The sequence below is a fragment of the Pseudomonas sp. 10(2024) genome (assembly GCF_045164175.1).
GTDB lineage: Bacteria > Pseudomonadota > Gammaproteobacteria > Pseudomonadales > Pseudomonadaceae > Aquipseudomonas > Aquipseudomonas alloputida.
On record NZ_CP174006.1, the window covers coordinates 5,422,537 to 5,435,956 of the forward strand.

At 64.5% G+C, this 13,420-nt stretch carries 10 protein-coding genes; 3 read left to right on the forward strand and 7 right to left on the reverse strand.

Annotated features, from left to right (window positions below; translation table 11 throughout):
* Positions 1 to 332 precede the first annotated feature (332 nt).
* Both ACI7M0_RS24535 and ACI7M0_RS24540 read left to right on the forward strand, forming a co-directional pair.
* Positions 333 to 1,739 (forward strand): adenosylmethionine--8-amino-7-oxononanoate transaminase, encoded by a 1,407-nt coding sequence (locus tag ACI7M0_RS24535; RefSeq protein ID WP_010955554.1) that lies wholly within the window; start codon positions 333 to 335, stop codon positions 1,737 to 1,739.
* A gap of 148 nt (positions 1,740 to 1,887) precedes the next feature.
* Complete coding sequence (locus ACI7M0_RS24540; protein ID WP_104962683.1) at positions 1,888 to 2,607, forward strand: 16S rRNA (uracil(1498)-N(3))-methyltransferase; 720 nt, start codon at positions 1,888 to 1,890, stop codon at positions 2,605 to 2,607.
* Here ACI7M0_RS24540 and ACI7M0_RS24545 read toward each other — a convergent pair whose 3' ends face one another.
* From ACI7M0_RS24545 to ACI7M0_RS24575, 7 genes are all read right to left on the reverse strand, one after another.
* Positions 2,608 to 3,225 carry a hemolysin III family protein gene (locus ACI7M0_RS24545; RefSeq protein ID WP_014754668.1) on the reverse strand — a complete coding sequence of 206 codons (618 nt, stop codon included), beginning with the start codon at positions 3,223 to 3,225 and terminating at the stop codon, positions 2,608 to 2,610.
* Positions 3,226 to 3,365: 140 nt separating this feature from the next.
* The gene (locus ACI7M0_RS24550; protein ID WP_129933149.1) at positions 3,366 to 3,839 is read right to left on the reverse strand and encodes a chemotaxis protein CheW; all 474 of its coding nucleotides are present in this window, start codon (positions 3,837 to 3,839) and stop codon (positions 3,366 to 3,368) included.
* Positions 3,832 to 8,772, reverse strand: a complete 4,941-nt coding sequence (locus ACI7M0_RS24555; RefSeq protein WP_129933148.1) for an Hpt domain-containing protein — start codon at positions 8,770 to 8,772, stop codon at positions 3,832 to 3,834. Before ACI7M0_RS24555 ends, ACI7M0_RS24550 begins: the two co-directional genes overlap by 8 nt.
* A 12-nt stretch (positions 8,773 to 8,784) precedes the next feature.
* Positions 8,785 to 10,809 (reverse strand): methyl-accepting chemotaxis protein, encoded by a 2,025-nt coding sequence (locus ACI7M0_RS24560; RefSeq protein WP_256658262.1) that lies wholly within the window; start codon positions 10,807 to 10,809, stop codon positions 8,785 to 8,787.
* Between the two features lie 47 nt (positions 10,810 to 10,856).
* Positions 10,857 to 11,411, reverse strand: a complete 555-nt coding sequence (locus tag ACI7M0_RS24565) for a chemotaxis protein CheW (RefSeq protein ID WP_010955559.1) — start codon at positions 11,409 to 11,411, stop codon at positions 10,857 to 10,859.
* Positions 11,408 to 11,773: a twitching motility response regulator PilH gene (gene pilH / locus ACI7M0_RS24570; RefSeq protein WP_003249327.1), complete on the reverse strand. Its 366-nt coding sequence runs from the start codon at positions 11,771 to 11,773 to the stop codon at positions 11,408 to 11,410. The genes ACI7M0_RS24565 and pilH overlap by 4 nt, the downstream gene beginning before the upstream one ends.
* A gap of 47 nt (positions 11,774 to 11,820) precedes the next feature.
* Entirely contained in the window at positions 11,821 to 12,222 is a 402-nt protein-coding gene (locus ACI7M0_RS24575) for a PleD family two-component system response regulator (RefSeq protein ID WP_010955560.1), read from the reverse strand.
* Positions 12,223 to 12,460: 238 nt separating this feature from the next.
* Between ACI7M0_RS24575 and gshB the strand changes: the two genes are divergently transcribed.
* Positions 12,461 to 13,414: a glutathione synthase gene (gene gshB, locus ACI7M0_RS24580; protein WP_010955561.1), complete on the forward strand. Its 954-nt coding sequence runs from the start codon at positions 12,461 to 12,463 to the stop codon at positions 13,412 to 13,414.
* Positions 13,415 to 13,420: the final 6 nt, after the last annotated feature.

The window sequence follows — 13,420 nt, forward strand, 5'->3', positions numbered from 1 at the left end:
AGGCAGGAATGCCCCAGGAAGATGCGTTAAGAATACGTCAGGTCCGAGCACCCTGCCAGCGCAGTGACATCAAGTCCTTTTGGCAGCTCATATTTTTGTCGGTAGCTATGCCACACAGTAGCAGGGACCTCTGCATGAGCCTGGTGACTGCGCACAGCCTCAGGCCTGAGCCTTCACTCCGGCACCACATCCTGCAGGGCTTTGCTCTGTGCATGGCAGCAGGCTCGAATGGACCAGCACCCACCGCCATTGAACGGCAGCGGTTGTCCTGCCCTGCGGCATTGCTTAGGCTTACGCGGTCGAACCACGCCGCAAAGCCAGGAGAAGTGCCCATGGGCCTCAATGATCAGTGGATGCAACGCGACCTCAAGGTCCTGTGGCACCCCTGTACCCAGATGAAAGACCACGAGCAGCTGCCGCTGATCCCGATCAAGCGCGGCGAAGGCGTGTGGCTGGAAGACTTCGAGGGCAAACGCTACCTGGATGCGGTAAGCAGCTGGTGGGTCAACGTGTTCGGCCATGCCAACCCGCGCATCAACCAGCGCATCAAGGACCAGGTCGACCAGCTCGAGCACGTGATCCTGGCCGGTTTCAGTCATCAGCCAGTGATCGAGCTGTCCGAACGCCTGGTCGCCATGACCCCGGCCGGTCTCGACCGGGTGTTCTATGCCGACAATGGCTCGTCGTGCATCGAAGTGGCGCTGAAAATGAGCTTCCACTACTGGCAGAACATCGGCAAACCGGACAAGAAGCGCTTCGTCACCCTGACCAACAGCTATCACGGCGAAACCATTGCCGCCATGTCGGTGGGTGATGTGCCGCTGTTCACCGAAACCTACAAGGCGCTGCTGCTCGACACCCTCAAGGTGCCAAGCCCTGACTGCTACCTGCGCCCGGAGGGCATGAGCTGGGAGGAGCACTCGCGCAACATGTTCCAGGCCATGGAGCAGACCCTGGCCGAACACCACGCCTCGATCAGCGCCGTGATCGTCGAGCCGCTGATCCAGGGTGCCGGTGGCATGCGCATGTACCACCCGGTGTACCTCAAGCTGTTGCGCGAGGCCTGCGACCGTTACGACGTGCACCTTATCCACGATGAGATCGCCGTGGGCTTCGGCCGTACCGGCACGATGTTCGCCTGCGAGCAAGCCGGCATCCGCCCGGATTTCCTGTGCCTGTCCAAGGCCCTCACCGGCGGCTACCTGCCGCTGGCCGCCTGCCTGACCACCGACAAGGTGTATCAGGCGTTCTATGACGATTACCCGACACTGCGCGCATTCCTGCACTCGCACAGCTACACCGGCAACCCGCTGGCGTGCGCTGCAGCGCTGGCGACCCTGGATATCTTCGAGCAGGACAACGTGATCGAGGCCAACAAGGCCCTGGCCACGCGCATGGCCACAGCCACTGCACACCTGGCCGATCATGCTCACGTTGCCGAAATACGCCAGACTGGCATGGCCCTGGCCATCGAAATGGTGCAAGACAAGGCAGGCAAGCTTGCCTATCCCTGGCAGGAGCGCCGTGGCCTGAAGGTGTTCGAGCACGCCCTGACCCGCGGCGCCCTGCTGCGACCGCTGGGCAGCGTGGTGTACTTCCTGCCGCCGTACGTGATCACCCCCGAGCAGATCGACTTCCTTGCCGAAGTGGCCAGCGAAGGCATCGATATCGCCACCCGCGACAGCGTCAGTGTCGCAGTGCCGGCCAACTTCCACCCCGACTTCCGCGACCCGGGCTAGGCCCGGCAATTCGCCACACCACTTTTCCTGTGGGAGCGTGCGAGCCCGCGAACAAGGGCGAAGCCCTTGCCAGGCACCGCGGCGCCTGATTCGCGGGCACGCCCGCTCCCACAGGGGATCTGCGTCTCTCTATTTACCGAGCAAACCCATGAGACTGTCCCGCTTCTTCATCGACGCCCCCCTGAGCCTTGGCGAGCACGACCTGCCCGAGGCCCAGGCCCATTACATTGGCCGCGTGCTGCGCATGGCACCCGGCGACGCCGTGCAGCTGTTCGATGGCAGCGGCCAGGAATACCGTGGTCAGTTGCTCGAGGTGGGCAAGAAAACTGTCCGCGTCAGCCTTGACCAGGCCTTTGCCGGCCAGGCCGATTCACCGCTGCATGTGCACCTGGGCCAGGGCCTTTCCCGTGGCGAGCGCATGGACTGGGCGATCCAGAAGGCCACCGAGCTTGGTGCCAACGAAATCACCCCGATCGTCAGCGAGCGCTGCGAAGTACGCCTGAAAGATGAGCGCGCCGACAAGCGCCTGGCCCACTGGCGCCAAGTGGCGATCAGCGCCTGTGAACAATGCGGGCGTTCTACCTTGCCCGTCATCCACCCACCCGTGACCCTGGCTGAATGGTTGAGCAGCACCAAGGCTGACCTGAAGCTGGTCCTGCACCCGGTGGCCGAGCCGCTCACCAGCCATGAAAAGCCCGCCACCCTGGCCTTCGTGATCGGCCCCGAAGGCGGCCTTAGCGAAGCCGAGGTCGAGCAGGCCAAAGCCGCCGGTTTCCACGCAGCACGCCTTGGGCCGCGCGTGCTGCGCACCGAGACCGCGCCGGTGGTGGCGATGTCGGTGGCACAGCAGTTGTGGGGCGATTTTTAACTAGCGCACGTAGAACGACACCGCCACGAAGTGCATCAGGCTGCCAGCGATCACGAACAGGTGCCAGATGCCATGCCAGTGGCGGAAGCGGCTGTCGAAGGCGAAGAAGATGATGCCGACGGTGTAGAACACGCCGCCGGCAGCCAGCCAGGCGAAGCCGGCCGTGCCCAGCGAGTTCAGCAGTGGCTTGACTGCCACCAGCACGATCCAGCCCATTACCGCATAGATGATGATCGAAAGGATCCGCGCCTCGGAGCGCGGCTTGATCTCTTGCAACATGCCGATGATCGCCAGCCCCCAGACCACGCCGAACAGGCTCCATCCCCAAGGGCCGCGCAGGCTGACCAGGCAAAACGGCGTGTAGCTGCCGGCAATCAGCAGATAGATCGACAGGTGGTCGAGCTTGCGCATGATCACTTTCGCCCGCCCACGGGTGCTGTGGTACAGGGTGGAAATGCTGTACAGCAACAGCAGCGTGCCGCCGTAGATGGAGAAGCTGACGATCTTCCACGGGTCGCCTTGCAGGCCCGCGGCCACGATCAGCCAGATGGCACCAATAGCAGCGAGGACGGCACCGACCAGGTGGGTCCAGGCGTTGAAGCGTTCACCGTAATACATGCAAACACAGACCTCCTGAGGTGGGCTGGGTTCCTGTTGTGATGCTGATGACCCCTTCGCGGGTAAACCCGCTCCTACAACGGAGCGCGCAGCCATTGTAGGAGCGGGTTTACCCGCGAAGAGGCCCTGCGCCTCACATCCTAACCAAGGTCAGGTTGCAGATCCGCGTCACGCACCAGCCTTTCCAATGCGACCAGGTCCGGCACCCGCGCCACCTGCTCACCCACCTGCACCGCCGCCAGCTCCAACCTGCCCAGCGCCACATCCACGTAGTTAAGCTGACTGTCGAGCTTGCACGAGCGCGGAATGTCCTGCAGCAACAGCGCCAGGTAGCGCAAACCGGTATCGCCCAACGCATTGAGCACCACCACGCGAGCCCGGTCCCCGCACGGTGTCTCACCACCGCATGCGGCCTCGAAACCGATCAACGGCAGGCGTTGCTGACGCCAGTCGATCCACCCCAGGTGCCAGGCGGGGTCGCCGTGCTGGCACACCAGGTTACGCTGCCCGCTCAACTCGGCCACCGCCACGTTGGGCAACACCAGCGTGCGGTCCCCCAACGGCAGCAACAGCCCGGTCAGGCTGCTGCGCTGGCCGGAAATCAGTTCAAGCATGGGCCTGGCTCCAATGGGCGATGCTCTGCAACAGCAGCGATTCCTGGTACGGCTTGCCCAGGTATTCGTTGACGCCGATGGCCATGGCGCGGTCCCGGTGCTTCTGGCCGGTGCGCGAGGTGATCATGATGATCGGCAAGTCTTTCAGCCGTGCGTCACGGCGGATGCGTGTGGCCACCTCGAAGCCGTCCATGCGCGGCATTTCGATGTCCAGCAACAACACGTCAGGCCGGTGCTCTTCCAGCAGGGCCATGGCATCGACACCATCCTTGGCCGTAAGCACGCTCATACCGTGGCGCTCCAGCAGGCGGCTGGTTACCTTGCGTACGGTTACCGAATCGTCCACCACCATCACCAGCAAGGCACGGCGCGGCGCCGGGCCAAGCAACTGGCGTTGGCTACCGCCACCAGGCAAGCGGGCCAGACGTCGCTGCTGGCCGCGCAGCTGGCCCAGCAGGTCAAGAATCAGCACCACCCGGCCATCGCCCAGCAGTGTCGCCCCCGATAACCCGGCAACCGCGGCAAACTGCGGCCCCAGGCTTTTCACCACGATCTCGCGGCTGGGCGACAGGCTGTCGGCCTGGATGGCGAACGACTGCTCCTTGGAATGCACCAGCAGCACCGGCAACGGCACGCTCTGCCCCAGCAGCGCGGGGCGCGGCAGGCCTTGCAGCAACTCGCCCAGATAGCGCAGCTCGTATTCGTGGCCGGCATAGACATAGCGCGGCGAGTCCAGTTGGTAGCACGCCGCAAGCTCGGCAGGTGGCACGCGGACGATGCCCTCGATGGTATTGAGCGGAATGGCGTATTGCTCTTCGCCCAGGTGCACCATCAGCGCACGGTTGATCGACACGGTGAACGGCAGGCGGATCAGGAAACGCGCCCCCTTGCCCTGCGCCGACTCGATACTCATCGAGCCACCCAGTTGCTTGACCTCCTCGTGCACCACATCCATGCCCAGCCCGCGCCCGGAAATCTGGGTGATCTTTTCGGCGGTGGAAAAGCCTGGCCGCAGGATGAACTGCAGGATCTCGTGGTCACTCAACTGCGCCTGCGGGTCCAGCAGGCCGCGCTTGATGGCCTTGCGCCGCACCGCTTCCAGGGGCACGCCGGCACCATCATCCGTCATTTCGATGACGATATCGGCGCCCTCATGCAGCAAATTCAGATGGATGGTGCCCTGCTCCGGCTTGCCGGCGGCCAGGCGCATTGCGCGGCTTTCCAGGCCGTGGTCAACGGCGTTGCGCAGCATATGCTCCAGCGGCGCCACCATACGTTCCAGCACGCTGCGGTCCAGTTCGCCCTCGGCATTGCCAACCACCAGTTCCACCTGCTTGCCCAGCTCGCTGGCCACCTGCCGCACCACGCGCTGCAAGCGCGGCACCAGGCGCTCGAACGGCACCATCAGGGTGGCCGTCAGGCCCTCCTGCAACTGGCTGTTCACCCGCGCCTGCTGTTGCAGCAGGCTGTAGGCCTCCTGAGCGCGCTGAGCCAGGGTCTCCTTCAGGTCGAGCAGGTCCGAGGCAGACTCGAAGAGGGCCCGTGACAGCTGCTGCAGCTGGGAGTGGCGGTCCATTTCCAGCGGGTCGAAGTCGTCATAGGCATCGCCTTCGAACTGCTGCCGGCTGGAGATTCGCCCCTGGGTCTCGACATCCAGACGCAGCAACTGATCACGCATGCGCTCGAGTGTGGTCTCCATCTCGTTGAGGGCGAACTGCGCGTCGTTGACCTGCTGCTCGATGCGCCCCCGGATGATCGAGTGCTCGCCGGCCAGGTTACCCAGGTCGTCGAGCAGCTCGGCGTCGACCTTGACCATGTCACCCGGTGCCCGCTCTGGCGCTGCTGCCGGTACTTCGGCGGTGGCAGCTTCTGGCGGCCCCTGGCCCGCGGCACTGTCTGTCAGTGCGGCGCTACTGAAGTTGCGAATGTAGTCGATCAGCGCTGTAGCGGCATGCAGCGGCTGCCCCAGGCGCACAGCGTCAAGCATATGCGCCAGCCGGTCGTGGCAGTTCTGCAGCAGTGCGAACAGTGGCGCGCTTGGCGGCAATCTACCCGCAGCCAACAGCTCATAGAGAAACTCCAGTTCGTGGGCCAGGTCGCCGATCGGGGTAATTTCGACCATGCGCGCCACGCCCTTGAGGGTGTGCAGGTCGCGCATCAGGTTGTCCACCTCGACGCTGCTGCGCGGGTCGGCCTGCCAGCGCGCCAGGGCCGCCGCGGCGCTCTCGACGATGTCCGAGCTTTCTTCTAGGAACACTTCCAGCAGCTCTTCGCCGGGGCTTTCCGGCTCCTCGGCAAGCGGCTCGGCCACCTGCGGTTGCAACGGCGGGCGTGGCAACCCGAAGGTATCGGACAGGTCCATGTCCGGGTGCAGTGGTGTGACCGTATCGATGCCCACCAGGCCGGTGGCATCTGGCGCCAAGGCCTGGTCCAGCAGGTTGCGCAGGCTGTCGACCAGCTCCGGGCGCGGTGGAATATCCTGCCCGGCCGCCACTTCGTCCAGCATGTCCAGCAAGGCTTCATGGGCCCGCTGCGCCTGGCTGAAGAAGCGGGCATCGGCAGGCAGGCTGCCCTCCTCCACAGCGCCATACAGGTCCAGCAACGCCTCGCACACGTCATCCATCTGCCACAGGTCGGCCAGGTGCGCGGCGTGCCCCAGGGTGGTCATCTGGTCGAGCAGGTTATCCAGTGCGTCGCGCTGGGCGGGCTGTTGCTGCCAGCGCGACAACAACGTCTCTGCATCGAGCAGGATGTCCATGGCCTGGGCCAGGAAGCTGGCGACCAACTGCGGATCACGCTTGCTGCGGCCGGCATGGTGCGGGTCTTCATGCAGGCTGGCCAGGCGGCGGTCCACGGCCTGGCCAACCTGCTCGATCAGTTCCGCGGCACCGGGGATGGCGGCCAGGGGCGTGCTATCGAGTTGCGCCAAGCCCAGATGGAACAACGACCGCGCAGCCTCCAGCCATTCCATTTCGGCCATTTGCAGTGGCAGTTGATGGCCCTTGTACTCACGGGCCAGGCGGTCGAAGGCAGTGGCCAGTTCGGCCACCGGCATCACACCGGCCATGGCGGCACTGCCTTTGAGTGTGTGCAAGGCACGCTGCAAGTCATCGCTGACCGGCGTGTCGTGGCCACCGGTGTTTTGCAGATAAACCTCAAGGCTGGCCAGATGGCCCTGCGCCTCGCTGCGAAAAATACCCAGCAACTGCGGATCGAGGCCATCGACACCGGCAGCCGCCGGGGCATCGTTTTCGGCCAGGCTGTGCAGATGCCCGGCCAATTGCTCGATTTCAGTCAGTTGCGGCAACTGGCCGGCGGCAAAGTCGGCCAGCAGGTCAGGCAGGTGAACGAACACCTGCTGCAGCGCTACAACCCCTTCCGGGCTGAGCACGCTGCGGCCCTCGAGCACCCGGTTCAGCAGGTGCTCGGCGCCCCAGGCCAGTTCAGCCACCGCCTCGGCATGGACCATGCGGCCGCTGCCTTTGAGTGTATGCAGCGCGCGACGCACTTCACCCAGTGCCTCGCGCTGCTGGTTGTCGGCACGCCAGCGCAGCCAGTGGCGCTCGATTTCCGGCAGCAGTTCGCCCGCCTCGTCAAGGAACACTTGGCGAAGCTCATCATCGATGCCATCGCCATTGCCGTCCTGGTCTGGGCTGGCCCCGATCACCGCGCACTGCACACCCAGCGCCGCCAGGCTGGCCCGTGCCATCTCGATAAAGGGTTGGCCATCGGCCAGCGGGTCTGCCGTCCGCCATTGCAGGTAGCATTCGGCAGCGCTCAGTGCCTCGGCCAAGTGCGTCAGCTCATCAATCGGCGGCTCTTCCTCCTGGTGCTGCAACCAACGCTGCACATAGCTTGCGCAGCCGACAAACAGCTCGGCCACGGCCGGCAGCATCAACATGGCCAATGCCCCGCGGATCTGCTGTAACAGCCCCGGCAAGGGCTGCAGGCGTTGCCGCGGCCAGTCGGACTCCAGGTAATCGCCGATCAGATCCTTGGCCTGCTGCAACACGTTCAGCGATTCATTCAGCACCAGCTGGCGTATCTCGGCCAGGTCCGAGCCCGGCAGGCTGCCTTGGCCGTTTTCCTCCAAAGGGCCGACCATGCCGTTCAGGGAGGCCTCCACGTACAGCAGGGCCCCCGCCACATCCATCAACACCGCGTCGTCCACCGCCCGCTCGCCCTGAGCCAATGCCTGCAACGCCAGCACCTGGTCGATGATCACCCGCCGCGGTTGCTGAAAGCCCAGTACCGCCAGGGTGTCAGCCACGTGGCGCAACGGCGCCAACAGCGCATCGAGCTGTTCGCGGTGCTGACGGTCGCCGCGCCCGAACTGGTCCAGGCGCTCCTTGATGCGCATCAAGTCATCGCACAGTGCAGTCACCACCGAACGCAGCGCATCACGCCCCGACCCGGCCTGCAGTTGGTGACGCCAGTTGCCCAGCGACAGGTCGAGGTTGGCAAGGTCATCGTCACCCGCGAAGCGTTGGGCGGCGCCGGTCATCAGGCTGGCCTGAGCCAGCGGTTCCTCCCCCCGGCAGGCGCGCAGCTGGTTGAGCAACGGCAGCATCACCAGTGGCAGGTCATGGCGAGCACCGCGCAACCGCTCCAGGTACGAGGGCAACTGCTCCAGGCCGCGGAACAATGCACCAAGGCAATCACCCCGGGGGCTGACCTGGCCGTCGGCCAACGCCCTGGCAAACAGCTCCAGCTCCTCGGCCAGGCGCGTGGCGCCGCGCAGTTCGAGCATGCGCAGGCAGCCGTGCACCTGGTGCAGGTTGTCGACCACGAAAGCCATCATCGACAGGTCACCCGTCTCGCCGGCAAAGCGCTCCAGCGCCTGCCGTGCCTGGCCCAGGCAATCGAGGATGGCGGCCTTGGTCCAGGCCAGCGCCACTGTTTCGTGACGCTCGGGGCTTACTGCAGAAGCCATGGTCGCTATTCCTTAACGCGGCTCGGTAGGGGGTGGCAGGGTGAAACCGGACACCGAACGGCGCATCTCGCTGGCCATGCGGGCCAAGTGGCGGATGCTGTCGGCGGTGGCACCGGAGCCGGCAGAGGTTTGCGCGGTAATCTGCTGGATCACCGCCATGGTGTGGGAGATCTGCCCGGCCGACGAGGTCTGCAACTGGGCAGCGTCGGAGATGCTGTGGATAAGGTCGGCGAGGTTCTGCGATACCCCTTCGATCTCGGCCAGCGCCACCCCGGCATCCTGGGCCAGGCGTGCGCCACGCACCACTTCGGCAGTGGTCTGCTCCATGGAGATCACCGCTTCGTTGGTATCGGCCTGGATGGTACGCACCAGCGCCTCGATCTGGCGGGTGGCAGACGATGAGCGTTCGGCCAGGCGCTGCACCTCGTCGGCAACCACGGCAAACCCGCGCCCGGCCTCACCGGCCAGCGAGGCCTGGATGGCGGCGTTCAGGGCAAGGATGTTGGTCTGGTCGGCAATGTCGTCGATCAGGCTGACGATGTCGCCGATTTCCTGGGAGGACTCGCCCAGGCGCTTGATCCGCTTGGCAGTGTCCTGGATCTGCTCGCGAATGTTGTCCATGCCATTGATGGTGTTGTGCACCACCTCGTTGCCCTTGTTGGCAATGGCCACCGAACGCTCGGCCACCTTGGCCGATTCGTAGGCATGCGCCGAAACCCGGTCGATCGACTCGACCATGTCACCCACCGCCTCGGACGCCTCGCTGATCTGTGCAGCCTGGTGCTCTGAGGCCTTGGCCAGTTGCCGCGCAGTGTTCTGCGTGTCCTGCACGGCGGCGGCGACCTGCACTGCACTGTGGTTGATGGTGGCGACCAGGTCGCGCAACTGGTCCACGGAATAGTTGATCGAGTCGGCAATGGCGCCGGTAAAGTCTTCAGTCACCGATACGGTCACGGTCAGGTCGCCATCTGCCAGCTCTTCGATCTCGTCGAGCAGGCGCATGATGGCCTGCTGGTTGCGTTCGTTCTTTTCTGCGGTCTCGCGCAGTTGGCGGTTGGTGGTGCGCACCATGACCAGGCCGATGAGGATGATCGAGGCCAGCGCCAGCAGCCCCAGGGCATAGCCGCCAACGGTGTCGAGGGTGCGCCCGCCAGCCAGGTTCTCGAAACCGTTCGCCAGGTGCGACGCTTCGTCGAGCAGGGTTTGCGAAAGGCTGAAGATGTTGCCCGCAGCCTCCCGCACACGGAACAGTTCGGGCGAGGTTTCGAGGATTTCATCCACCGAGCCGGCAACGAACTGGAACAACTCGGCGATTTCGGCCAGCCGCGCACGCGCATCGGCGTCCTCGACGCGGGTTATCTGGATTGTCGCATTGCCATTGAGCATGCCCTCCAGCACCTGGCCAAAGCGCCCGGCGTCACGGCCGAAGGCATCGGCCGCCTGGGCGGCGCTGTCGTCACCGGCCAGCACGGTGTTGACCGAGCCAAGGATGCGTTCGGCCAGCAACAGCTGGCGCTGGGCCACCGCAACCTGATTGGCCGGGGCACCGCTCTGCAGCAGGATCTCGACCACTTTTTCGTATTCCACCTGCAGCTGCGGCACGGTCTCGGCCAGGGTCGCTGCCACCTGGTGCAGCGACAGCACGGTCTGCTCGCTGGCCAGGATGATGTCGGTGTTCTTGCGCAGGTTTTCCCAGTCGCGGCGTACCGATTCCATCTCGTCACGCACCGCAGGTGGCGCAGGCGGCAGGCCAGTGGACTTGTCACCCTGGCGCAGGTAACCCCAGCGCCGTTCGAAATCATTGCGCGCATCCGACAGCAGCTTGAAGGCCAGGGCCTTGCCGGTGGCCGCCTCGGTGGCGTTCTTGGCGATACGCTGCGACAGCACGCGCAGCTCGCCGGCATGGCCGATGTACTGCTTGTCGTAGTTGGATTGGGTATTCAGGTAAGCAAAGTTGGCGAACAGCAAGATGATCGAAAGGATCAGGATCAGGAACAGCACGGTGATCTGCGCGATGCTGCGGGTACGTGGGCTCACGGTGGTGGCAGTGACGGGGGTGGCAGGCTTGTTCACGTTCGCAGGTCCTATAACGCCACATCGAGAAAGCCCGGCGCCTGGGCCAGGGCAAAGGGGCTGAAGATCGCCCAGTTACGTTCACGCGGAAAATACCCCTGCACAAAGCGTGCAGCGGCAGGGATCAGCGGCTGCGGCGGCGACAGCTGCAGGCTGTCGAGGGCAAAGTGCTGAAGGCCCAGCACCTCGTCGACCAGCAAACCGACGAACAGGTCGTCGTGATCCAGCACCAGCACTCGCCGCTGCTTGCCCGGTGCGGCGTGGCCAAGGCCGAAGAAGCAGCTCAGGTCCATCACCGGCAACAGCCGGCCACGCAGGTTGGCCACCCCGCACACCCACGGCTGCACGCCGGGAACGCGGCTACTGCGCGGCTCGCGCAGCACCTCGGCCACTTCGCCCATGGGCGCGACGAACCACTGCCCGGCAATGCGAAAGCCAATGCCGCTCCACTGCTGCACGCGGTTGTCCTGCGGCGGCTGGTCGGCAACCAGCAGGCGACAGCGCCGGTCGATGTCCAGCAACAACTCAAAGGCGGTCAGCGACGCGCCTTGCGGGCGGGTGGTCAAGCCCCCAGCACTTCTTTGAGCTTGGCGATCAGCGCCTCCTCTTCCACCGGTTTGGTCAGGAAGTCACGGGCACCCTGGCGCGTGGCCCAGATACGGTCGGTTTCCTGGTCCTTGGTGGTTACCACGATCACTGGAATAGCGCTGGTGTCCGGGTCCTTGCTGAGCTGGCGGGTGGCCTGGAAGCCGTTCATGCCAGGCATGACGATGTCCATCAGCACCGCGTCGGGCTTGTCCTGCCGGGCCAGGGCCACGCCGTCGGCACCGTTGCTGGCCTTGAGCACCTGGTAGCCGTGCTTTTCCAGCCATTCGGTCAATCTGTACATCTCTGTCGGCGAGTCGTCGACAATCAGAACTCGGGCCATGCTGTTTCCCCATCAGGAAAGTAGGACCGCGCCATGGCGGGGCTCGGTCAGGGTGCGTGTTGTTGAGGTGCGGCAAACCCGGGCACATGGGCGCGGATCGCGTCGAGCAGTTCTTCCTTGCTGAACGGCTTGGTCAGGAACTGATCGGAACCGACCACCCGCCCGCGGGCCTTGTCGAACAGGCCATCGCGGGACGACAGCAGGATAACCGGGGTGTCCTTGAAGGCACTGTTGTGCTTGATTACCGCGCAGGTCTGGTAGCCGTCCAGGCGTGGCATCAGCACATCGACGAAAATGATGCTGGGCTGATGGTCGACGATCTTGGCCAGGGCATCGAAGCCATCGCTGGCGGTGATCACCTCGCAGCCCGCTTCACCGAGCAACATCTGCGCGGTGCGGCGGATCGTGCGGGAATCGTCGATCACCATCACCTTCAGGGGTTGTTCCATAGACGCCTACCAGTAGGATTGAAGCCGCAAGTTGCAAGCGGCAAGCTGCAAGAAAGCAGCTCGGCGCATGGATGCTCTTTTCTTGAGGCTTGTAGCTCAAGGCTTGCAGCTGCATTTTTAGCATACTCCGGATGGCCATTCCATCTGCCGCGCCCCTTGACCGTCGGCGTTCGCGGCGCCACCCTGAGCCACTTTTCTTTCGATCCACCGCGGCCACCTGCCGCCAAGAGGACCCACCATGAGCGTTCGCCTCGGCATTGTGATGGACCCCATCGCGTCCATCTCCTACAAGAAGGACAGCTCGCTGGCCATGCTGCTGGCCGCCCAGGCACGCGGCTGGAGCCTGTTCTACATGGAACAGCAAGACCTGTATCAGGGCGAAGGCAAGGCCCGCGCCCGCATGCGCCCGCTGAAGGTGTTTGCCGACCCTGCACGCTGGTTCGAACTGGGCGAGGAGCAGGACAGCCCGCTGGCCGAGCTGGACGTGATCCTGATGCGCAAGGACCCGCCCTTCGACATGGAGTTCGTCTACAGCACTTACCTGCTGGAACAAGCCGAGAACGACGGCGTACTGGTGGTAAACCGCCCGCAAAGCCTGCGCGACTGCAACGAGAAGATGTTCGCCACGCTGTTCCCGCAATGCACCACCCCGACCCTGGTCAGCCGCCGCCCGGACATCATTCGCGAATTCACCGCCAAGCATGCCGACGTGATCCTCAAGCCACTGGATGGCATGGGCGGTACGTCGATCTTCCGTCACCGGGCTGGCGACCCCAACCTGTCGGTGATCCTGGAAACCCTGACCGCACTGGGCACCCAGCAGATCATGGCGCAGGCCTACCTGCCGGCAATCAAGGACGGCGACAAGCGCATCCTGATGATCGATGGCGAGCCAGTGGACTATTGCCTGGCACGCATTCCGGCCAGCGGCGAAACCCGTGGCAACCTGGCCGCAGGCGGGCGTGGCGAAGCCCGCCCACTGACCGAGCGCGACCGCTGGATCGCCGCCCAGGTCGGCCCGACGCTGCGCGAGAAGGGCCTGCTGTTCGTTGGCCTGGACGTGATCGGCGACTACCTCACCGAAATCAACGTCACCAGCCCCACCTGTATCCGCGAAATCGATGCCGCCTACAACACCGATATCGGTGGCAAGCTGATGGATGCCATTGATCGCAAGCTAAAGGCACGCTGACAGCCA

Bases quoted from the DNA above. Each gene is read 5' to 3' on its own strand.
- ACI7M0_RS24535 (WP_010955554.1), top strand. From the start codon at position 333: ATGGGCCTCAATGATCAGTGGATGCAACGCGACCTCAAGGTCCTGTGG.
- ACI7M0_RS24540 (WP_104962683.1), top strand. From the start codon at position 1,888: ATGAGACTGTCCCGCTTCTTCATCGACGCCCCCCTGAGCCTTGGCGAG.
- ACI7M0_RS24545 (WP_014754668.1), bottom strand. From the start codon at position 3,225: ATGTATTACGGTGAACGCTTCAACGCCTGGACCCACCTGGTCGGTGCC.
- ACI7M0_RS24550 (WP_129933149.1), bottom strand. From the start codon at position 3,839: ATGCTTGAACTGATTTCCGGCCAGCGCAGCAGCCTGACCGGGCTGTTG.
- ACI7M0_RS24555 (WP_129933148.1), bottom strand. From the start codon at position 8,772: ATGGCTTCTGCAGTAAGCCCCGAGCGTCACGAAACAGTGGCGCTGGCC.
- pilH (WP_003249327.1), bottom strand. From the start codon at position 11,773: ATGGCCCGAGTTCTGATTGTCGACGACTCGCCGACAGAGATGTACAGA.
- ACI7M0_RS24575 (WP_010955560.1), bottom strand. From the start codon at position 12,222: ATGGAACAACCCCTGAAGGTGATGGTGATCGACGATTCCCGCACGATC.
- gshB (WP_010955561.1), top strand. From the start codon at position 12,461: ATGAGCGTTCGCCTCGGCATTGTGATGGACCCCATCGCGTCCATCTCC.